General features: G+C 71.0%; 15 protein-coding genes and 2 pseudogenes. 13 read left to right on the top strand and 4 right to left on the bottom strand.

The genetic code is table 11. The features are described from left to right. Positions 1-4: 4 nt before the first annotated feature. From ACY8FT_RS07070 to ACY8FT_RS07060, 3 genes are read left to right on the top strand one after another with little or no spacing between them, the layout of a single operon-like run. Positions 5-715 (top strand): ABC transporter permease subunit, encoded by a 711-nt coding sequence (locus ACY8FT_RS07070; RefSeq protein ID WP_462418187.1) that lies wholly within the window; start codon positions 5-7, stop codon positions 713-715. 13 nt (positions 716-728) lie between these two features. Continuing rightward, positions 729-2,234: a purine-cytosine permease family protein gene (locus ACY8FT_RS07065; protein ID WP_462418186.1), complete on the top strand. Its 1,506-nt coding sequence runs from the start codon at positions 729-731 to the stop codon at positions 2,232-2,234. Then, positions 2,234-2,827: a cysteine hydrolase family protein gene (locus ACY8FT_RS07060; RefSeq protein ID WP_462418185.1), complete on the top strand. Its 594-nt coding sequence runs from the start codon at positions 2,234-2,236 to the stop codon at positions 2,825-2,827. The genes ACY8FT_RS07065 and ACY8FT_RS07060 overlap by 1 nt, the downstream gene beginning before the upstream one ends. Positions 2,828-2,882: 55 nt before the next feature. Here ACY8FT_RS07060 and ACY8FT_RS07055 read toward each other — a convergent pair whose 3' ends face one another. Beyond that, the gene (locus ACY8FT_RS07055; protein ID WP_462418184.1) at positions 2,883-3,005 is read right to left on the bottom strand and encodes a ribosomal protein bL36; all 123 of its coding nucleotides are present in this window, start codon (positions 3,003-3,005) and stop codon (positions 2,883-2,885) included. 2 nt (positions 3,006-3,007) lie between these two features. Further along, positions 3,008-3,240, bottom strand: a pseudogene (gene rpmB / locus ACY8FT_RS07050) (50S ribosomal protein L28); the annotation flags it as partial. Between the two features lie 78 nt (positions 3,241-3,318). Here rpmB and ACY8FT_RS07045 point away from each other — a divergent pair. From ACY8FT_RS07045 to ACY8FT_RS07015, 7 genes and pseudogenes are all read left to right on the top strand, one after another. Then, on the top strand, positions 3,319-5,979 hold the full coding sequence (locus tag ACY8FT_RS07045; RefSeq protein ID WP_462418183.1) for a DEAD/DEAH box helicase: 2,661 nt from the start codon (positions 3,319-3,321) through the stop codon (positions 5,977-5,979). After that, a complete protein-coding gene (locus ACY8FT_RS07040) occupies positions 5,976-6,596 on the top strand; it encodes a hypothetical protein (RefSeq protein WP_462418182.1) in 621 nt (206 codons plus the stop codon). Before ACY8FT_RS07045 ends, ACY8FT_RS07040 begins: the two co-directional genes overlap by 4 nt. A gap of 412 nt (positions 6,597-7,008) precedes the next feature. Further along, complete coding sequence (gene pstS / locus ACY8FT_RS07035) at positions 7,009-8,295, top strand: phosphate ABC transporter substrate-binding protein PstS (protein ID WP_462418181.1); 1,287 nt, start codon at positions 7,009-7,011, stop codon at positions 8,293-8,295. A gap of 84 nt (positions 8,296-8,379) precedes the next feature. After that, positions 8,380-9,354, top strand: a complete 975-nt coding sequence (gene pstC / locus ACY8FT_RS07030; RefSeq protein ID WP_462418180.1) for a phosphate ABC transporter permease subunit PstC — start codon at positions 8,380-8,382, stop codon at positions 9,352-9,354. 1 nt (position 9,355) lies between these two features. Further along, a complete protein-coding gene (pstA, locus tag ACY8FT_RS07025; RefSeq protein WP_462418179.1) occupies positions 9,356-10,507 on the top strand; it encodes a phosphate ABC transporter permease PstA in 1,152 nt (383 codons plus the stop codon). A gap of 16 nt (positions 10,508-10,523) precedes the next feature. Beyond that, entirely contained in the window at positions 10,524-11,303 is a 780-nt protein-coding gene (pstB, locus tag ACY8FT_RS07020; RefSeq protein ID WP_462418178.1) for a phosphate ABC transporter ATP-binding protein PstB, read from the top strand. Between the two features lie 171 nt (positions 11,304-11,474). Then, positions 11,475-12,738: pseudogene (locus ACY8FT_RS07015) on the top strand (IS3 family transposase). Between the two features lie 78 nt (positions 12,739-12,816). Here the strand turns inward: ACY8FT_RS07015 and ACY8FT_RS07010 are convergent. Next, entirely contained in the window at positions 12,817-13,536 is a 720-nt protein-coding gene (locus tag ACY8FT_RS07010; protein ID WP_462418177.1) for a PspA/IM30 family protein, read from the bottom strand. Positions 13,537-13,632: 96 nt separating this feature from the next. Further along, positions 13,633-15,684: a TPM domain-containing protein gene (locus tag ACY8FT_RS07005; RefSeq protein WP_462418176.1), complete on the bottom strand. Its 2,052-nt coding sequence runs from the start codon at positions 15,682-15,684 to the stop codon at positions 13,633-13,635. Between the two features lie 202 nt (positions 15,685-15,886). Between ACY8FT_RS07005 and mfd the strand changes: the two genes are divergently transcribed. The 3 genes from mfd (at position 15,887) to eno (ending at position 21,217) form a co-directional block, all read left to right on the top strand. Beyond that, a complete protein-coding gene (gene mfd / locus ACY8FT_RS07000; RefSeq protein ID WP_462418412.1) occupies positions 15,887-19,414 on the top strand; it encodes a transcription-repair coupling factor in 3,528 nt (1,175 codons plus the stop codon). After that, on the top strand, positions 19,411-19,866 hold the full coding sequence (locus ACY8FT_RS06995) for a MazG nucleotide pyrophosphohydrolase domain-containing protein (RefSeq protein WP_462418175.1): 456 nt from the start codon (positions 19,411-19,413) through the stop codon (positions 19,864-19,866). The genes mfd and ACY8FT_RS06995 overlap by 4 nt, the downstream gene beginning before the upstream one ends. 70 nt (positions 19,867-19,936) lie before the next feature. Beyond that, on the top strand, positions 19,937-21,217 hold the full coding sequence (gene eno, locus ACY8FT_RS06990; RefSeq protein WP_462418174.1) for a phosphopyruvate hydratase: 1,281 nt from the start codon (positions 19,937-19,939) through the stop codon (positions 21,215-21,217). The last annotated feature ends 74 nt before the right edge of the window (positions 21,218-21,291 follow it).

Below are 21,291 nucleotides of genomic sequence, written 5' to 3'. Positions count from 1 at the left end.
GGCGGTGACCATCGCGACGATGACCTGGCGCTCCCTCTCCCGGGGCTGGCGCCCGCTCCTGCTGCTCCTCCTGCCGCTGGCAGGGCTGGGCCTGTCCGTCCTGCTGCGCTTCGCCGTCGGGGAGGCCGACGAGGTGGTGGCCGACCAGGTCGTCCGCGACCTCGCCACGAGCGTCATCATCCCGCTGGCGGCGCTACTGGTGGCGGTCAACGGGATCGGCAACGAGGTGGACGACTCCTCGGTGCTGCACGTGCTGGCCACCCCCACCCCGCGCTGGCAGATCCTGCTGCAGAAGGTCCTGGTCATCTGCGCCGTCAGCGCGCTGCTGGGGCTCGTGACCGCCGGAGGCATGGCGGCCGTCATGGGCAGCCACGAGCTGACCTCCTGGCTGGTGGCCGGCGCCGTGGCCGGTCTGGCCTACGGCGCGGTCTTCACGGCCCTGAGCACTTGGGTGAAACACGCGGTGATCATCGGTGCGCTCTATCTGGTGCTGTGGGAGGGCATGCTCATCGGCCTGGCCCCCCGCGCGCGCTTCCTCAGCCTGCACCACGGCGCGCTGGCGGTCGCGCAGCACTTCCGCGACCGGGACGCCCTCGTCGAGCTCACCGACCTCAGCGCCACCGGTGGCGTGATGGTGCTGGGCGTCGCCGCCCTGGGCGGATTACTGCTCGCCTGGTGGGCGCTGTCGAGGATGCGCCTCGCGAAGGGTTCGTGACACTCTTCGCCGCATGAGCCACATCACACCGTCCTCCGAGGTGTCGGGAGCCACCTCGGAGGACGTCCTCGCGGGTCCGGCCACCGCGGGCACCAGCTCCTCCCTCATCGAGACGACCGGCTTCGAGGTGGTGGCCGAGTCCGAGCGGACCGGGCGCCCCTCGGACCTGTTCTGGCCCTGGTTCGCGGCCAACATCTCGGTCTTCGGCCTCTCCTACGGCACCTGGATCCTCGACTTCGGCATCAGCTTCCGGCAGGCGCTGGTGGTGGGCGTCCTCGGTGTGGTCGTCAGCTTCCTGCTCTGCGGTGTGGTGGCGCTCGCCGGCAAGCGGGGCTCCGCGCCGACCATGGCGCTCTCCCGCGCTCCCTTCGGGGTGCAGGGCAACAAGCTGCCCGGGGTGGTCTCGTGGCTGCTCTCGATCGGGTGGGAGACCGTGCTGGCCATCCTCGCGACGCTCGCGACGGCCACCGTCGCCGAGCGCCTCGGCTGGGGTGGTGGCACGCTCACCAAGGTCGTGGCCGCCGTCGTGGTCGCCGGGCTCATCATCGTCGCGGCCGTGCTGGGCTACCGCGTCATCATGCGGTTGCAGGCGATCTTCACCTGGCTCACCGCCACCATCACCGTGCTCTACGTGCTGCTCACCCTCGACGAGGTCGACCTGACCGCCGTGCAGGGCATCCCGGACGGCTCGGCGCAGGCCATGCTCGGCGCGTTCATCATGACGATGACCGGCTTCGGCCTGGGGTGGATCAACATCGCCAGCGACTGGTCCCGCTACCTGCCGCGCTCCACCCCCGGCGGGCAGGTGGTCTTCTGGAACACTCTCGGTGGTGCCCTCGCCCCGGCCGTCCTCGTCGTGTTCGGGCTGCTGCTCGCCGGTTCGGACGAGGGGCTGCGCGCGGCCATCGCGGCCGATCCCATCGGGGCGCTCGCGGCGGCCCTGCCCACGTGGTTCCTCGTGCCCTTCCTGGTCGCCGCCGTGATCAGCCTGGTCAGTGGCGCCGTGCTGGGCATCTACTCCTCGGGTCTCACCCTGCTCAGCCTGGGTGTGAGGCTCCCGCGCCCGGCCGCGGCCGGCATCGACGGGCTCATCCTCACGGCCGGCACGCTCTACGTCGTCCTCGTCGCCGAGGACTTCTTCGGTCCCTTCCAGGGCTTCCTCATCACCCTCGGCGTGCCCATCGCCGCCTGGGCGGGCATCCTCATCGCCGACATCCTGCTGCGCCGGCGCGACTACGACGAGGCGGCGCTCTTCGACCCGCGGGGACGCTACGGGTCCGTCGCCTGGGGCCCGGTGCTGCTGATGCTGGTCGCGGCCGTCGTCGGCTGGGGGCTGGTCACCAACTCGTACGCGGACTGGCTCGGCTGGCAGGGCTACCTGCTCGGCCCACTGGGCCTCGGCGGTCGGGAGGGGGACTGGGCCTGGTCGAACCTCGGGGTCGTCGTGGCCCTGCTGCTGGGCCTCCTGGGGTACCTCGCCATCGGCTCCGGCCGGGTCCGTCGACAGGAGGGTCGCTGATGGGTGCCGTGCCGCGGACCGCCCCGGCCCCGGCGGAGGAGGGGACAGGCGCCAGCCCGTGGCTGGTGGTCGTCGATCCCCAGCGCATCTTCGCCGACCCGGCCACCAGCCCGTGGGGCTCACCGATGTTCGCCGACGTGCTGCCCACCGTCCGGCAGCTCGTCGCCGCCCACCCGGGGCGGGTCGTCATCACGCGCTTCGTGGCCGACGAGGAGCCGACGGGCTCCTGGGTGCCCTACTACGAGGAATGGCCCTTCGCGCAGGTGCCGGACTCCGACCCGCTCTACGAGATCGTGCCGGAGCTCGCCGACGTGGAGGCCCTGGTCGTCACCGAGCCGACCTTCGGCAAGTGGCACGACATGCTGCAGATCGTGGTGGGGGAGCAGCCGCACCTGCGCCTGGTCGGCGTGGCGACGGACTGCTGCGTCGTGGCCACCGCCCTGCCCGCGGCGGACGACGGGGCCTTCGTCGAGGTGGTCACCGACGCCTGTGCCGGCTCCTCGCCGGAGAACCACGACCTCGCCCTGCGGCAGATGGCGCTCTTCGCCCCGCAGATCACGCAGGTGACCAGCGCCGAGCTCCTCGACGTCTGAGGAGGGGGGCGGCGCTTGCCGCCCCCCTCCTCAGGTCCTCACCGGTGCCGCCGGATCAGCCGGCGTGACCCTTCATGCGCGGGTTCTTCTTGTTCACCACGTACAGGCGTCCGCGGCGCTTCACGACCTGGGCACCCGGCTGGCGGGCGAGGGAGCGCAGGGAGGCGCGGACCTCCATCGGATCACCTCGCCCCGTGCCTTCATGTCGGCGACCACGGCGTCGATGCCGCGGCGGTCGATCACCTTGAGCCCGCGGGCGCTCACGTCGATGCGGCTGGTGCGCCCAGGGACGGGACGTGGAAGCGGCGACGCTGCACGTTGGGGCTCCAGCGGCGGCTCCAGCGGCGGTGTGAGTGACTGCCGGAGTGGCCGTAGGAGACCGTGGCCCCCGTGACCTGACAACGTGAACTCATGGGCGCGGACCCTAGCCGGTTTGCGAGCGGTTCTTAATCCGGTGCGGGGCGTCGGCGCTCGGTGCGATGATGGGCGGGATGACTTCCGATGCCGCACAGCCCTCGTCCGCTCCTCCCGCCGGGTCCGCGGCGCGTCGCCTGGTGGACCGGCTGCCGGCCAGCACCAGCCCGGACGGGTCCGAGGTGCACGAGGCCTTCGCCGGGTGGGCCGTCGACCAGGGCATCGAGCTCTACCCGCACCAGGACGAGGCGGCGCTGGAGCTGGCGGCCGGCAGCAATGTCATCCTCGCCACGCCGACGGGCTCCGGGAAGTCCCTGGTGGGTGTGGCCGGGCACTTCGTGGCGCTCGCGCAGGACAAGGTGTCCTTCTACACCGCCCCGCTCAAGGCGCTGGTGAGCGAGAAGTTCTTCGCCCTGGTGGACGTCTTCGGGGCCGAGAACGTCGGCATGATGACCGGTGACGCCTCGGTCAACCCGGACGCCCCGATCATCGCCTGCACGGCGGAGATCCTGGCCAATCTCGCCCTGCGGGAGGGCGAGGACGCGGACGTCGGGCTCGTGGTCATGGACGAGTTCCACTTCTACTCCGAGCCGGACCGCGGCTGGGCCTGGCAGGTGCCGCTGCTGGAGCTGCCGCAGGCCCAGTTCCTGCTCATGAGCGCCACGCTGGGCGACGTCAGCACCTTCGAGGAGGACCTCACCCGGCGCACGGGCCGTCCCACCGCGGTGGTCGCCAACGCCGAGCGACCGGTGCCGCTGAGCTTCGAGTGGAGGACCACCCCGCTGGAGGAGACGCTCGAGGAACTGCTCTCCACCCACCAGTCGCCCGTCTACGTCGTGTACTTCTCGCAGAAGCAGGCCGTCGAGGGGGCGCTCGCCCTGAGCGGCACGGTGAAGCTCTCCCGCGATCAGAAGGACCGCCTGGCCGAGCGCCTCGCCGACGTCCGCTTCTCGGCCGGCTTCGGCAAGACGCTGCGGAGCCTGCTGCGCCAGGGCATCGGCGTGCACCACGCCGGCATGTTGCCGCGCTACCGCCGCCTGGTCGAGCAGCTGGCACAGGCGGGCCTGCTGCAGGTGATCGCCGGTACGGACACGCTGGGCGTGGGCATCAACGTGCCCATCCGCACGGTGCTGTTCACGGGCCTGGCCAAGTTCGACGGGACCCGCATGCGGGTGCTCAAGGCCCGCGAGTTCCACCAGATCGCCGGGCGCGCCGGGCGGGCCGGGTTCGACACCTCCGGGCACGTCGTGGCCCAGGCGCCGCCGCACGTCATCGAGAACCTCCGGGCCGAGGAGAAGGCGGGCGACGACCCGAAGAAGCGGCGCAAGCTGGTCCGCAAGAAGCCCCCGGAGGGCTTCGTGAGCTGGACCGAGGAGACGTTCACCAAGCTCGTCGGCTCCGACCCCGAGCCGCTGGCCAGTCGCATGCGGGTCACCCACGGCACGCTGCTCAACGTCATCCAGCGCCCGGGGGAGCCCGGTGAGGCGTGGCGCACCATGCGCCGTCTGGTGGAGGAGAACCACGAGACGCCCGCCGGCCGCCGACGGCTCGCCCGCCGCACCATCGAGCTCTACCGCGGTCTCCGTGACGCGGGCGTGGTCTCCCAGCAGGTCGACGAGCACACCGGTGCCACGTCCATCCGACTGGCCGAGGGCGTGAGTGACGACTTCGCCCTCAACCAGCCGCTGGCGCCCTTCGCCGTGGCGGCCACGGAGGTGCTCGACCCCGGGGCGCCCACCCACGCGCTGGACGTGGTGAGCGTCATCGAGGCGGTGCTCGACGACCCCCGCCCCGTGCTGGTGCAGCAGCAGTACAAGGCCCGGGGCGAGGCGGTCGCCGAGATGAAGGCCGACGGCATCGAGTACACCGAGCGCATGAACCGGCTTGAGGAGATCACCTGGCCGAAGCCGCTCGAGGAGCTGCTGGACGGCACGCTCGAGATCTACCGCCAGTCCCACCCGTGGGTGACCTTCGAGGCGCTGTCGCCCAAGTCCGTCGTCCGCGACATGTTCGAGAAGGGCGCCTCCTTCGGCGAGTACGTCCGCTTCTACGACCTCGCCCGGGCCGAGGGGGTGCTCCTGCGCTACCTCTCGGACGCCTGGCGGACGCTGCGCCACACGGTGCCCGAGCACGCCCGCACCGAGGCGGTCGAAGAGATCATCGAGTGGCTCGGTGAGGTCATCCGGCAGACCGACTCCTCGCTGGTGGACGAGTGGACCCTGCTGGCCGGTGGGGAGGTGCCGGACCGCGAGGCGCAGGAGGTGCGCCCGGCGCACGGGGCCCAGGGCGTGACGGCCAACGAGCGCGCCTTCCGCGTGATGGTGCGCACCGCGATGTTCCGCCGGGTGGAGCTGGTGGCCCACGACCGCTATCAGCAGCTCGGCGAGCTCGAGGAGGCGGTGGCCCGGCTCTCGGAGCCGCCTGCGCGGGTGGTCATGGACGCGGACGCCTGGGACGACGCCCTGGGGGAGTACTACGACGAGTACGAGGACGTCGGCATCGGTCCGTCGGCGCGCTCGGGTGACTTCTTCCTGGTGGACGCCGATCCTGCCCCCTCCCGGATCGACGAGCTCCCCGAGGGCGTCCTGCACGGCGAGCGGGCCTGGATCGTCGAGCAGGTCATCGAGGACGCCGCGGGGGACTACGACTGGCGCATCACCGCGGTGGTGGACCTCGACGCGAGCGACGAGCTGGGCGAGGCCGTCGTGCGCGCGGTGTCGATGGGGCCGGCCCGGTGAGCGAGCGTCTGCGCCGCCCGGCCTTCCGCACCAGCTGGCAGCTGGATCAGCAGGTCGGGGGCGACGACCCGGCGGACGCCGTCGAGCTCAGCCACAGCACCGCGCAGGTGCTGGTGCACCGTGGGCGGGCCGCCGCCGACCCCACGGTGACGCGCCGGCTGGTCGAGCTCGTGGACGACCTGGGGCTCGACGCGCTGGCCCTGCTGTGGGCCGACCGTCCGGCCCGCTCGCTTCCCGGTGCCCTCTGGCGGCTCTACGCGCTGCGGCAGTGGGTGGCGACCAGTCCCGAGGCCGCCGCGCGCGAGTACGCCGAGGGCATGCGGTCGGCGGAGGTCTCCCACGCCGTCGCAGGCGTCGTGGACCCGCCCGGTCCGCGCGAGGTCCACGACCTCGTGGACGCGGTGCTCCACGGGGTGTACACGGGCGACCTGGCCACGGCCCTGGAGCGGGCGGCAGCCTTCTGTCGCGTCGTGAGTGCAGGGCGAGGGGCCGTCGCCGGCCAGCAGCCGGTGGGGGAGGCGGACGTCCGCGCCGACCGTCGGGGTCTGGCCCTCCTGGACACCGCGGCGGACCTGGCGGCGGGTGCCTCCCTGTGGCGCCGCGGCTCGCTCGTCTGACGTCCCGAGGGGATCGTTCCGAGGCTGCGGGAATGCTCGGTGGGGGCGTACCGTTGACGACCGAGCGCACCGACCCGTCGGTAGCCCCGGGCTCCACCCTTCGCCGCCACGAGCGGCCGCACGCCGAGAGGCGCTCCACGGGTCGGTGCGTTCACCTTGGGGGGGCAGGGGAGCAGAGGGAGCGGGGGAAGGACGTTCTCCCGAGTGGTGCTCAGGCCTGGAACGGCGCGGTTTGTCAGGCGGCTCACACAGGGCACGAGATGGTCTACAACTGTTCACCGGGAGTTAACTCGTTTTGGCCAGAGTGGCCCCCTTCGAGCCCTACCGTTGTGGATGCGGCAACACGCCGTGGTCTGCAGCACTACTGACGCGGCGGATCATCACCCCGAGCACCTCGTGAAAGGTCCCTCTCGTGAAGCTCAACCGCTTTGGTTCCGTGGTTGCCCTTGCGGCCGCCTCCTCCCTGACCCTGGCCGCCTGTGGTGGCGACGACTCCGGCGAGGACAAGTCCTCCGAGAACACCGAGTCCTCCGCCGAGGGTGGTGAGGAGTCCCCCGCCGAGTCCGGTGGTGGCGAGGAGTCCGGCGGCGAGGAGTCCGAGGGTGGCGAGTCCCCCGCCGAGTCCGGTGGCGAGGAGTCCGAGGGCGGCGAGTCCCCCGCCGAGTCCGGTGGTGGTGACGAGGGTGCTGCCGGAGGTTCCTACCCCGAGTACAAGCCGGCCGACGGTGTCTCCGGCGACCTCAAGGGCGTCGGCTCCTCCGCCCAGGAGTCCGCCGTCAAGGCGTGGATCTCCGGGTACTCCGAGAAGCAGCCCGGCGTCAAGGTGAACTACTCCCCGGACGGTTCGGGCGCCGGTGTCGAGCAGTTCGTCGCGGGCAACACCCCGTGGGCCGGCTCCGACGTCGCCCTGAGCGACGAGGAGATGGACAAGGCCAAGGACGCCTGCGGTGACGCGGGTGCGATCAACCTGCCGGCCTACATCTCCCCGGTCGCCATCGCCTACAACCTGCCGGGCGTCGACGAGCTGAACCTCTCGCCGGAGACCATGGCCAAGATCTTCAACGGCGACATCGAGAAGTGGGACGACGAGGCCATCAAGGCCGACAACCCGGACGCCGACCTGCCCGACACCGAGATCACCGTCGTCTCCCGCTCCGACGAGTCCGGCACCACCGCCAACTTCCAGGAGTACCTGAAGGAGGCCGCCGGCGACGCGTGGCCGCACGAGCCGGGCAAGGAGTGGCCGGCCGAGGGCGAGGGCGCCAAGGGTACCCAGGGCGTCGTGGGCGTCATCCAGAAGACCGAGGGCACCATCGGCTACGCCGACGCCTCGGCCATCGGCCAGCTGAAGGCCGCCAAGGTGAAGGTCGGCGAGGAGTTCGTCGAGTACACCCCGGAGGCCGCCGCCAAGGTCGTCGAGGGCTCCAAGCCGGCCGAGGGCCGCGAGGAGGGCGACATGGCCCTGGAGCTCAACCGTGAGGTCGAGGGCGGTTACCCGATCGTGCTGGTGACCTACGAGGTCGCCTGCAAGGAGTACGAGAAGGGCGAGGACGCCGACAAGGTCAAGGACTTCCTGTCCTACGTCATCTCCGAGGAGGGCCAGCAGAAGGCCGCCGACGAGGCCGGTTCCGCACCGATCTCGCCGAAGACCGCCTCGGAGCTCGCCAAGTCCGTCGAGACCATCAAGGCCAAGGGCTGATCGAGCCTCACACCTCCACGACGACGGGGCCGCGCTCTCGGGTGCGGCCCCGTCTCGTGATCCCTCTCATCTGAAGGAGTTCCTGTGGCTGAACCGCACAGCCCCTCCCAGGGCGGTTCGACCAAGTTCTCGGTGAACACCGATGACGAGCGGTCGACGCCCGACCCCACGCGTGGGGTGAGCACCGGACGCATGGGCGACAAGGTTTTCTACGGCCTGGCCCTCGGGTCCGGCATCTTCATCGCCCTCGTCCTCGCCCTCGTCGCCGCCTTCCTCCTGAAGGAGGCGTGGCCCGCCATCGAGAAGGCCGACGAGGTGGGTGACGACGGCTTCTGGAGCCTGGCCATGAACCTGCTCGGCGGCACGCTGCTGGCCGCGTTCATCGCCATGCTCATCGCCGTCCCTGTGTCGGTCGGCATCGCCCTGTTCATCACGCACTACGCCTCGCCCAAGCTCTCCAAGGCGCTGGGCTTCGTCATCGACCTGCTGGCGGCCATCCCGTCGGTCATCTTCGGTCTCTGGGGCTTCCTCACCTTCGCCCCGCTGCTGGTGCCGCTCTTCAAGTGGCTCGAGGAGACCTTCGGCTGGATCCCGCTGTTCGAGGATGCCTCGTCCACGGGGCGTGTGCTCCTGACCGCCTCCATCGTCCTGGCGATCATGATCCTGCCGATCATCACCTCGGTGTCGCGCGACGTCTTCCAGCAGACCCCCCGTGGCAACGAGGAGGCCTCGCTGGCCCTCGGGGCCACGAAGTGGGAGATGATCAAGCAGGCCGTGCTGCCCTTCGGCTGGCCCGGCGTCGTCGGTGGCGCCATGCTGGGGCTGGGCCGTGCCCTCGGCGAGACCATGGCCGTTGCCATGATCCTCTCGCCGAGTGACGAGTTCCAGTGGAACATCATCGGCAGCGGCAACCAGCCCATCCCGGCGTACATCGCCCTGAACTTCCCCGACGCGACGGACCTCAAGGTGAACGCCCTCATCGCCCTGGGTCTGGTGCTCTTCGCACTGACCCTGGTCGTCAACCTGGCTGCTCGCGCCATCGTCGAGCGGAGGAACTGACATGACCACATCCCCTGTCGACCTGAAGCCGGAGCCGAAGCACGAGGCCGACCGTGGCCCCGCCATGCCCGCTCTGGACTACAACACGATCCGTCCGGCCTCGCCGGTGCTGTGGGTGGCCATGCTGGCCGTCGGTGCCGTCGTCGCCGCTGCCGTGACGGCCCTCATCGGGTGGAACATCGCCCTCTGGGTGGTTCTCACGGGTGTGTTCGCCCTGGTCGCCCTGTACGTCGGGTACCGCGTGACCGCGGGGCACCGCCAGGGCTTCGACCAGGTCGTCCGTGCCCTAGTCTACATCGCCTTCGCGCTGGCAGTCATCCCGCTGCTCTGGTTGCTGTGGTCCGTGATCAGCAACGCGGTGCCCTCCTTGGCCGGCAACCTGCACGTCCTGTGGACGGACATGTACGCCGTGTCCGGCGGCGTGGACGAGGAGCGCGTGGAGAGCGGGGCGGGTCTCGTCGGTGGCATGAAGCACGCCATCGTCGGCACCCTGATCATCACGCTGATCGCCTCCCTCATCTCGATCCCAATCGGCTTCCTGGCCGCCATCTACCTGGTCGAATACGGCACCAACGGCTGGCTCAGCAAGTCGCTGCGCTTCCTGGTGGACGTCATGACCGGTGTCCCGTCGATCGTCGCCGGTCTGTTCGCCTTCGCGCTGTTCGGTATCCTCTTCGAGCCCGGTACCAAGCTGGGCCTCGCCGGTGCCATCGCGCTGTGTGTCCTGATGATCCCCATCGTCGTGCGCAACTCGGAGGAGATGCTGCGCGTCATCTCGCGTGACCTGCGCGAGTCGGCGCTGGCCCTGGGCGTGCCGAAGTGGCGCGTCATCACCAAGATCGTGCTGCCCACCGCGGCCGCCGGTCTGGCGTCGAGCGTGTTCCTCGGTGTGGCCCGTGTCATCGGTGAGACGGCGCCGCTGCTGGTGGCCGCCGGTGCCAACACAGCCACCAACTGGAACCCGATCGAGAGCGAGATGAACTCGCTGGCCTTCTACGCGTACCAGCTGTTCTCCCAGCCTCTGAACGGCGGGTACCCTGACCCCAGCCTCGAGCGATCGTGGATCGCAGTGTTCCTGCTGATCGTCCTGGTGCTTGCCCTGAACCTGATTGCCCGAGCCGTCGCCGCCGCACTGGCGCCGAAGAAGAGCTGAGTAAGGAGCTCCCCGAGTGTCCAAGCGCATCGAACTGACTGACCTGAACATCTTCTACGGTGACTTCAAGGCCGTCGAGGACGTCAACATGGTCATCGAGCCCCGGACCGTGACGGCTTTCATCGGCTCGTCCGGCTGTGGCAAGTCCACCGTGCTGCGGTGCCTGAACCGCATGCACGAGGTCATCCCCGGCGCCCGCGTCGAGGGCAACGTCCTCATGGACGACCAGCCGCTCTACGGCAAGAGCATCGACCCGGTCGAGGTCCGCCGTCAGGTGGGCATGGTCTTCCAGAAGCCCAACCCGTTCCCGACGATGTCCATCCGCGAGAACGTCCTCGCGGGTGTGACGCTGAACGCCAAGCGCCTCGGTAAGAAGGCCTCCGACGACCTGGTCGAGGCCTCCCTGCGCGGCGCCAACCTCTGGAACGAGGTCAAGGACCGTCTGGACAAGCCGGGTGCCGGCCTGTCCGGTGGTCAGCAGCAGCGTCTGTGCATCGCCCGTGCGGTCGCCGTCCAGCCGGATGTGCTCCTCATGGACGAGCCCTGCTCGGCGCTCGACCCGATCTCGACCCTGGCCGTGGAGGACCTGATCCACGAGCTCAAGGAGAAGTACACGGTCGTCATCGTGACGCACAACATGCAGCAGGCCACGCGTGTGTCCGACAAGACCGCCTTCTTCAACATCGAGGGCACCGGCAAGCCCGGCCACCTCATCGAGTACGGCGAGACCAAGCAGATCTTCGAAAACCCGACCCACCAGGAGACCGAGGACTACGTGTCCGGTCGCTTCGGCTGATCGGTGTCGGCCGGCTCCGGCCGGCAGACACGAGGAGGGCCCCACCGCACCTTGAACTGCTCCCCGGGAGTTGGACTGAGAAATCAGTTCCGACTCCCGGGGAGTTCGTGATGGAGGCCAAGAGTTCGTTGTCATCGCAGGAGCGGTTGACGGCCGTAGAGTTCTTCGAGTCTGGTTGGGGCTCTCGCGCCGTGGCCACGCGGCTGGGCAAGAGCCGCTGGGCGGTGCGAAGTCTCTACCGACGCTGGAAACTGTCAGGCCGAGGAGCGTTGGTGGAGCCACCGAAGAAGTCCTACCCGTTCGAGGTCAAGCTTGAGGCCGCCCAGCGCTACCTGGCCGGTGAATCCAAGGTGGCACTGGCCGGCGAGTTCGGGGTGCCCTCACCGCCCCTGATCGCGACCTGGGCCAGAGTCCTGAAAGCCGAGGGGCCTGACGGGCTGCGCCCCAGACCCAGGGGCCGCCCGGCCAGGCCTTCGGAGCCGGTCTCGGAGCTCGAGGCGTTGCGCCGGGAGAACCAGCGCTTGCGGGCGCAGAACGCCTACCTGGGAAAATTGCAGGCCTTGATGGAGCAGCAACGTCGGCCAAGGTGAAGGCCGTCGTTTCCCTCAAGGCGCAGCACCGTCTGGGTGACCTGCTGGCCGCGGCCGGTCTGGCGCGCTCGACGTTCTTCTACCACCAGGCACGCCTCTTGGAGCCGGACCCGCAGGCCGAGCTGAAGACCGCGATCACCGAGGTGTTCACGGCCAGTCGCAAGCGTTTCGGGCACCGCCGGGTCTGGGCGCAACTACGCGCCGACGGGTGGGTCGTTTCCCGCAAGACGGTGTGGAAGCTGATGCGCGAGCTCGATCTGCGCTGCCCGATCCGCAGGCGCCGGTTCCGGTCCTACCGGGGTACCACCAGTCGCACCGCGCCCAACGTGCTGGACCGTGACTTCACCGTCACCGGGCCGAACCAGAAGTGGGTCACCGACGTCACCGAGTTCCACATCGGCCCGGACAAGGTGTTCCTCTCAGCGGTGATGGACCTGTTCGACCGACAGGTCATCGGCGCCACCATCGGCCCTTCCCCGACCCTGACGCTGACGAACTCCTCCCTGCAGCAGGCCCTGACCACCTTGGAACCGGGCCAGCACCCGATCGTGCACTCCGACCAGGGATTCCAGTACCAGCACGCCACCTGGCAGGAATTACTCGCACGGGTCGGTGCGACCGCGTCGATGTCCCGCAAGGGCAACTGCCTGGACAACGCCGTCATCGAGAGCTTCTTCGGTCACCTCAAGGACGAGTTGTACTGCGACACGTCCTTCACCACACCCACCCAGCTCACGACGGCCCTGCGGGACTACCTGGCCTGGTTCAACCACGACCGCCCCCACAGCAGCAACGAGGGCCTGGCCCCGGTGCAGTACCGGAACCAGACCCTCGCTGCCGCGTGAGACCCCGTACGCTCAAACCAGTCCAACTTCAGGGGGACAGTTCACCTGCGGTGGGGCCCTCCTCGTGTCTGCGGTGGGTCAGCCCTGCTGGTTCTTCAGCGCGGCCAGCCGGGCCTCGACCTCGGCGGACTTCGAGGAGTCCTCGAGCTGCTCGAACTGGCCCTCGAGCGTGGCGGCCTGGGCCTCCTGGCGGCCCTGCACCATGGCCTCCTGACGGCGGATCTTCTCGTCGAAGCGACCGAGCTCGGAGGAGGGGTCGAGGATGGAGATGGAGCCCATCGCGTCGGACACCTGCTGCTGTGCCTCGGCGGTGCGGGCCCGGGCCACCAGGGAGTCGCGGCGGGACTTCAGCTCGTCCAGCTTGGAACGCATCTCCACCAGACCCTGCTTCAGCGTCTCGACGGTCTGACGCTGCTGGGTGACCATCGGCTCGGCGGCCTGCACGTCGTTCTCGAAGCCGATCTGCTTCTCCAGCGCGGCCTTGGCCAGGTTGTCGAACTTGTCGGCCTCGGCGGACTGACCGGTTTCGCGCAGGCGATCGGCCTCGGTGGAGGCGGCAGCGGCCTTGCGGCCCCAGTCCTGCGCCACCTGCTGGTCCTGCTCCAGGTCCTGCTCGGCCATGCGCAGGCTGGCGATGGTCTGGGCCACGGCCTCCTCGGCGTCGGCGATGGCGTTGGTGTAGTCCCGGACCATCTGGTCCAGCATCTTCTCGGGGTCCTCGGCGCGGTCGAGGAGGGCGTTGATGTTGGCGCGGGCGAGGGTGCTGATGCGGCTGATGATCGTCTGCTTCTGGGCCATGGTCCCTGTCCTCTCCTGCCGCGGGTGCGGCGTTCGTTCCGTCCCGGCCAGTCTGGACCGCGGGAGTCGGTACCGCCACCTCGTGGCCGGGACCGGTCAGAAGCGCCCGCCGCCCCCGAATCCGCCACCGGAGCTGCCGCCGATGCCACCACCCCCGAAGCCTCCTGACAGGATGCCGCCGAGGACCAGCGACCCGACGTCGATCCCGCCGTGACCGCCACGCGGTCCGTACCCGCCACCGAAGCCACCGGGACCGCCGAAGGGCCCCTGGCCGAGATCGTTCTCCGCCTCCGCCCGGGCCGACTCGACGAGTCGCTCGGCCTGGTCGAGCAGCTGGGCCGCTCCCTGCGGGTCCGTGGACAGCTGGGCCTCCGCGGCGTCCAGGAGGCGCCCGGCCTCCGAGATCTCCGTGCGCGCGCGGCTGCCCATGCTGCCGCGGCGGGTGCGGATGAACTCGTCCACGCTCGCGTGCGCGGCCCTCACCCGGGTGAGGCGCTGGGCGACGCTCCCGGCCACCTTCTGCCGGTGCTCGTCGGCGCTGCGGGCCGGCTCGAGCGCGGCGTCGATGGCGTCCTCCGCCGCCGCCAGCTCGGACAGGGCCGCCAGCGGGTCCCCGCCCCGGCGGCTGGCCTCGGCGTGTGCGACGGCCTGCTCGGCCCGCTGCACGAGCGGGGCCAGGGCGGCGTCGCCGGGGCGCAGCCGGTGGGCGTCGGAGATGTCCTGGGAGATGGATCCGATGGCGGTGGCGAGCTCCTGCTGCGAGTTCTCCAGGGTCACCCGGGCGTCGTCCACCTGGTCGAGCAGGTCGCTGGCCTGCCCCAGTGCGTCCTCACCGGTGCGGGCAGCGGTGACGGCCGTCCGCTGGTCGGCGGACTGCAGGGCCTGCTGGCCGTTGCTCGCGCTCTGGCGGGCCGAGGCGACGAGGCGCTCGGCCTGCTCGATGTTGCCTGCCACCGTCGCGAGCGCCCGCGGCTCGTAGCTGACCTGCAGGGCCCGGAGCTGCTCCCGGGCTCCGGGCAGACGCGCCTCGACCTCGTCGGCGCGGTGGGCGGTCTCCTGCAGCACCTGGGGAGCCCGTGCCTGCAGGTCGCGCAGCCGCTCGAACTTCTCGCTCTGGGCGTCCAGGGTGGCCAGGGCCTCGCCGGCCAGCACCGTGATCTGCTCGAGGTCCGCACGCTGCGACTCCTCGGGGGCCCCGGAACGCAGCGCGTCGTCCACCCGACGCTTGAGGGCGAAGGCCTCCGAGGCCTTGCCGCGGGCGGTCCGCACCGCCTCGGTGAACTCCTGGGTGGCCTGCGTGCCGAACTGGGCGCGCGAGTAGCGGACCTCCTCGTCCGAGGAGCGCACCGCGTCGTCCACCTGCACGAGCAGCTCGGCGACGCGGCGCTCCAGCTGCTCCGGCGACGCGCCTGCCGACGAAGGAGCGCCACCGGTGGACGTCGCGGCCGTGGCCCGTCCCCGGCCCGGACGGCCCATCCGGGCGACCATCACCGCGCCTCCGATGAGCAGCGGGAGGGTGAGGAGCCAGGGCGCGAGGCCCATGCCGGGCATGTCCCGGCCACCGGGGGCGAGCTTCCCGTCCGCCGCGTCGTGGAAGCCGCGGACCGCCCCGGTGGCCGCACCGGCCCAGTCGTCCTCGGCGAGCGCGGGCTCCACGTACTCGGACTCGATCCGGGTGCCCTCCTGCCCGGAGACCGTCCCCTCCCCGCCGTACATGCCGTAGCGGCGCTGGTCCACCGCGACGGCGAGGAGGGCGTCGTGGGTGCCCAGTCCGGAGGCGGAGAAAGTCTCCTCCGTCCAGCGGTCACCCTCCATCGCCTGGCCGGAGGAGTCGGTGAACTCGTCCACGTAGACCACGAAGAGCTGCATGCCGTGCTCCGAGCGCAGGGACTGCAGCTCGTCCTCGACGGCGGACCGGTCCTCCAGCACGCCGGCCTCGTCCACCAGCTGCTCCGGCAGGTTCTCCGGCTGGGTGGCCGGGAGCACCCCCGCGCTCATCACGGTGGGGTGTCCCTCCGGGGCGGCGAAGGCGGCCGACGGGACGGTCGTGGGGGCCAGCGTGCACCCGGCCAGCAGCCCGCACGTCAGCGGGAGGGCCCTGCGAGCGGAGGGGGTGGGGAGGGGCAGGGGACGCATTCGTGGGGCCACGCCCCGATCCTCACCGAGCGCCCGTCGGCACGCAACACCGGCTCGGCGCCCTGTCGGTGCGGACGCCTACCCTTGTGCCGTGCCCGATGCCGTGACCCCCGCACCCGCCCCGTCGACCCCCGCCGCACCCGGCACGCCGGGCGGCGGCCCCCCGCTCTCCGCGCTGCTCAAGCCGGTCTCGCGGTCCGCGTCGTTGGCCCGCATGCTGGAGATCCACCGTCGCGGCGATGTGGAGGTGGACCTCACGGCGGTGCCCGGGGTGCGTCCGTGGGCGGCAGCCGCGCTGGCCGAGGAGGTGCGCGGCGACGGCGGTGTGGTGCTCCTGGTGACGGCGACCGGGCGGGAGTCCGAGGACCTGGCCGCGAGCCTGCGGTCGCTGCTGCCGCCGGAGAGCGTCGCGGTCTTCCCCAGCTGGGAGACGCTGCCCCACGAGCGGCTCAGCCCCCGCAGCGACACGGTCGGGCAGCGGCTGGCGGTGCTCCGCCGCCTCGCACACCCCGGTCAGGCGGACCACGACGGCCCGGTGCGGGTGGTCATCGCGGCCGTGCGCTCGCTGCTGCAGCCGCTGCCCACCGGACTGGGCGACCTCGTGCCGGTGGTGGTGCGCTCGGGGGAGACCCACGACCCGGAGGAGGTCGTGGAGGCCCTGGTGAACGCGGCCTACACGCGCACCGACCTGGTGGAGAAGCGGGGCGAGTTCGCGGTGCGCGGCGGCATCCTCGACGTCTTCCCGCCCACCGAGGACCACCCGCTGCGCCTGGAGTTCTGGGGCGACGAGGTGGAGGAGGTGCGCTGGTTCCGGGTGGCCGACCAGCGCTCGCTGGAGATAGCCCCCGACGGCCTGTGGGCCCCGCCGTGCCGCGAGCTGCTGCTGACCCCCGCCGTGCAGGAGCGCGCCGCGGGGCTCGTGCAGGAGCTGCCCGGGGTGGCCGACATGCTGGAGTCCATCGCGGCAGGTGTGGCCGTGGAGGGCATGGAGTCGCTCACCCCGGTGCTCGTGGACGGCATGGAGACCCTGCTGGACGTGCTGCCGGAGGGCTCGCGGATGCTGGTCAGCGACCCGGAGCGGATCCGCCGCCGGGCCGCGGACCTCGTCACCACCTCGCAGGAGTTCCTCACCGCCGGGTGGACATCGGCGGCCGCCGGTGGACAGGTGCCGGTCGACCTCGCCGACGCCCTGGGCCGGGGCGCCTACCGGGAGCTCGCGGAGATCCGCGAGCACGCCCTGACCACCGAGCGCGGCTGGTGGACCCTGTCCCCGTTCGCGCCCGACCTGGACACGGTGGACGACGACGCGACCCACCTGCGGCTGGAGGCCGAGGAGGTCCCCAACTACCGCGGCGAGCCCGACCGGGCCGTCGCGGACGTGCGGGCCGCGCTCGCCGCCGGGCAGCGGGTCGTGCTGCTCACCGACGGGCCGGGGCTCGCGAAGCGGCTCACGGAGGTGCTGGGCGAGCACGAGATCGCCGCCCGGCAGGTGGTGGCGCCCGAGGCCGAGGGGCCCGAGTCGGTCGCCGAGATCTGCACCGCACCGTGGGGGCCCGGCATCTCGCTCCCGGGCGTGGGCACGGGCCTGACGATCATCTCCGAGCAGGACCTCACGGGGCAGGCCGTCAAGGGCTCGACCAAGGACATGCGGCGCATGCCCTCGCGGCGCCGCAAGATGGTGGACCCGCTGCAGCTGAACCCGGGCGACTTCATCGTCCACGAGCAGCACGGTGTCGGGAAGTTCGTGGAGATGGTGCAGCGCACCGTCGGCGGGGCGACGCGTGAGTACCTCGTGGTGGAGTACGCCTCCTCCAAGCGGGGGCAGCCCTCCGACCGGCTCTTCGTCCCCACCGACCAGCTCGATCAGATCACCCGCTACGTCGGCGGGGAGGCCCCCTCGCTGAACAAGCTGGGCGGCTCGGACTGGTCCAAGACCAAGTCGCGGGCGCGCAAGCACGTCAAGCAGATCGCCAACGAGCTCATCCAGCTCTACTCGGCGCGAATGGCCACGCAGGGACACGCCTTCGGTCCCGACTCGCCCTGGCAGCGCGAGCTGGAGGACGCCTTCGCGTACGTGGAGACGCCCGACCAGCTGTCGACCATCGACGAGGTGAAGGGGGACATGGAGAAGTCCGTGCCCATGGACCGCCTCATCTGCGGCGACGTGGGCTACGGCAAGACCGAGATCGCGGTGCGTGCCGCGTTCAAGGCCATGCAGGACTCCAAGCAGGTGGCGGTGCTGGTGCCCACCACGCTGCTGGTGCAGCAACACCTGCAGACCTTCACCGAGCGCTACCAGCAGTTCCCGGTGACCGTCCGGGCCCTCTCACGCTTCACACCCGAGGCCGAGGCGCAGGAGACGATCGACGGGCTGCGGGACGGGTCGGTCGACCTCGTGATCGGCACCCACCGGCTGCTGTCCGCCTCGGTGAAGTTCAAGGAGCTCGGCCTGGTGATCATCGACGAGGAGCAGCGCTTCGGCGTCGAGCACAAGGAGCAGCTCAAGACGCTGCGCACCAACGTCGACGTGCTGGCGATGTCGGCGACGCCGATCCCGCGCACCCTGGAGATGGCGGTCACCGGCATCCGCGAGATGTCGACGCTGGCGACGCCGCCGGAGGAGCGGCACCCGGTGCTGACCTACGTGGGTGCGTACGAGGAGAAGCAGATCGCCGCGGCGATCCACCGCGAGCTGTTGCGCGAGGGCCAGGTCTTCTTCGTGCACAACAAGGTCGCCACCATCGACAAGGTGGCCGCGCGGCTGCGCGAGCTCGTGCCCGAGGCGCGGGTGGAGGTCGCCCACGGCCAGATGGGGGAGCACCGGCTGGAGCAGGTGGTCACCGACTTCTGGGAGCGCAAGTTCGACGTGCTCGTCTCCACCACCATCGTCGAGACGGGTCTGGACATCGCGAACGCGAACACGCTGATCCTGGACCGGGCCGACACCTTCGGCCTCTCGCAGCTGCACCAGCTGCGGGGGCGCGTGGGCCGTGGTCGGGAGCGCGCCTACGCCTACTTCCTCTACCCGCCGGAGAAGCCGCTGACGGAGACCGCGCACGACCGGCTGCGCACCATCGCCAGCCACACCGACCTGGGTGCGGGCATGCAGGTGGCCATGAAGGACCTCGAGATCCGTGGTGCGGGCAACCTGCTCGGCGGCGAGCAGTCCGGGCACATCGCCGGGGTGGGCTTCGACCTCTACGTCCGCATGGTGGGCGAGGCCGTCGCGCGCGCCAAGGAGGGCGGTGCCGATGACGGGGAGCCGGCGGAGATCAAGGTCGAGCTGCCCGTGGACGCCCACCTGCCGCACGACTACGTGCCGGGCGAGCGGCTGCGCCTGGAGGTCTACAAGAAGCTCGCGGCCGTCAAGGACGACGCCGAGCTCGACGACATCATCGGGGAGGTGCGCGACCGCTACGGCAACCCGCCGCAGCCGGTCGAGGCCCTCTTCGAGGTGGCGCGGTTGCGCGCCCTGGCCCGCCGGGCGGGGGTCTCGGACATCTCGGCCATGGGCTCCAAGGTGCGCTTTGCGCCGGTCGAGCTGCGCGAGAGCCAGGAGCTGCGGCTGCTGCGGATGTACCCCGGCACCGTGGTGAAGCCCGCGCTCGGCGCCCTGCTCGTGCCGGCACCGAAGACCGCGAAGGTGGGCGGTCAGCCGCTGCGCGACGCCGCGGTGCTCGAGTGGGCCTCGCAGCTGCTGCGCGCGGTGCTGCTCGACGACATCTCCGGGAGCGGGTCGTGAGCGGTACGTCGCAGGAGCCCGCCGACCGAGGCGCTCCCAGCGGCGGGTCCGAGGACCGGCTCGGCGAGGGGCTGGCCCGCGTCGTGGCGCTGGAGGCGCGGCTGCGCGGGGAGGGCGGCTGCCCGTGGCACCACGAGCAGACGCACGGCTCGCTCGCGCGCTTCGCCCTGGACGAGGCCGAGGAGGTGGTCGAGGCCATCGGCGAGGACGACCCGGAGCACCTGTGCGAGGAGCTGGGCGACCTGCTCTGGCAGGTGGTGGTCCACGCCCAGATTGCGAGCGAGGCCGGGCAGTTCGACGTCGAGGACGTCGTGGCGGCCCTGGAGGCCAAGGTGCTGCGCCGGCACCCCCACGTGTTCGACCCCGACGTCCCGAACGTGGGGACCGCCGCCGAGGTGTACCCGATCTACCAGGGGGCGAAGGCGCGGGAGAAGGCCGAGCGGCACCAGTAGGCTGCCCCGTGGACCGCGCGCACCACGGCATGCGGACCGTCACGTCCTGAGCACCCACGAGGAGCACACCTTGGCACTCATCGAAGGAATCCACGCCCGCGAGATCCTCGACTCCCGCGGAAACCCGACCGTCGAGGTCGAGGTGATGCTGGAGGACGGCACCGTCGCGCGGGCGGCCGTCCCGTCGGGCGCGTCCACCGGCCAGTTCGAGGCCGCCGAGCGCCGCGACGGCGACAAGGGTCGCTACCTGGGCAAGGGCGTGGAGCAGGCCGTCGAGGCGGTCATCGAGGAGATCGCCCCGCGCCTGCTGGGCGAGGAGGCGACCGACCAGCGCCTCGTCGACGCCGACATGATCGCCCTGGACGGTACCGACAACAAGGGCGAGCTGGGCGCCAACGCGGTGCTGGGCGTCTCCCTGGCCGTGGCCAGCGCCGCCGCCACCTCCGCCGACCTGCCGCTCTTCCGCTACGTCGGCGGGCCGAACGCGCACACCCTGCCGGTGCCGATGATGAACATCCTCAACGGCGGCTCCCACGCGGACTCCAACGTCGACATCCAGGAGTTCATGATCGCCCCGATCGGTGCGCCGACCTTCCGCGAGGCGCTGCGCTGGGGCACCGAGGTCTACCACGCGCTGAAGGCCGTGCTGAAGGACAAGGGCCTGTCCACCGGCCTGGGTGACGAGGGCGGCTTCGCCCCGAACCTGGAGTCCAACCGTGCGGCCCTGGACCTCATCGCCGAGGCCGTCAAGAAGGCCGGCTACAAGCTGGGCAAGGACATCGCCCTGGCCCTGGACGTGGCCGCCAGCGAGTTCGCCGAGAAGGGCAAGTACACCTTCGAGGGCGAGAAGAAGACCGCCGAGGAGATGGTGGCCTACTACGCCGAGCTGGTGGACGCCTACCCGCTGGTCTCCATCGAGGACCCGCTGGACGAGGAGGACTGGGAGGGCTGGAAGGCCATGACCGCCGCCCTCGGCGACAAGGTGCAGCTGGTGGGCGACGACCTGTTCGTCACCAACCCCGAGCGCCTGCAGCGCGGCATCGACGAGCAGGCCGGCAACGCCCTGCTGGTGAAGGTGAACCAGATCGGCTCGCTGACCGAGACCCTGGACGCCGTGAGCCTGGCGGCCCGCAACGGCTACTCCTCGATGATGTCCCACCGCTCCGGCGAGACCGAGGACGTCACCATCGCCCACCTCGCGGTCGCGACGAACTGCGGCCAGATCAAGACCGGCGCCCCGGCCCGCTCCGAGCGTGTCGCGAAGTACAACGAGCTGCTGCGCATCGAGGAGGAGCTCGACGACGCTGGCGTGTACGCCGGTGCCGCGGCCTTCCCGCGCTTCAAGGGCTGACGCCCGGCACCCACCGATCGGCCGCCCGGACCCTCGTCCGGGCGGCCGATCGCCGTCCCGGGCAGCGGACCGGC

It is taken from the genome of Kytococcus sp. Marseille-QA3725 (assembly GCF_054950055.1).
The sequence above is the reverse complement of the archived record's forward strand: the minus strand, read 5'-3'. Positions and strand labels throughout refer to the sequence as shown.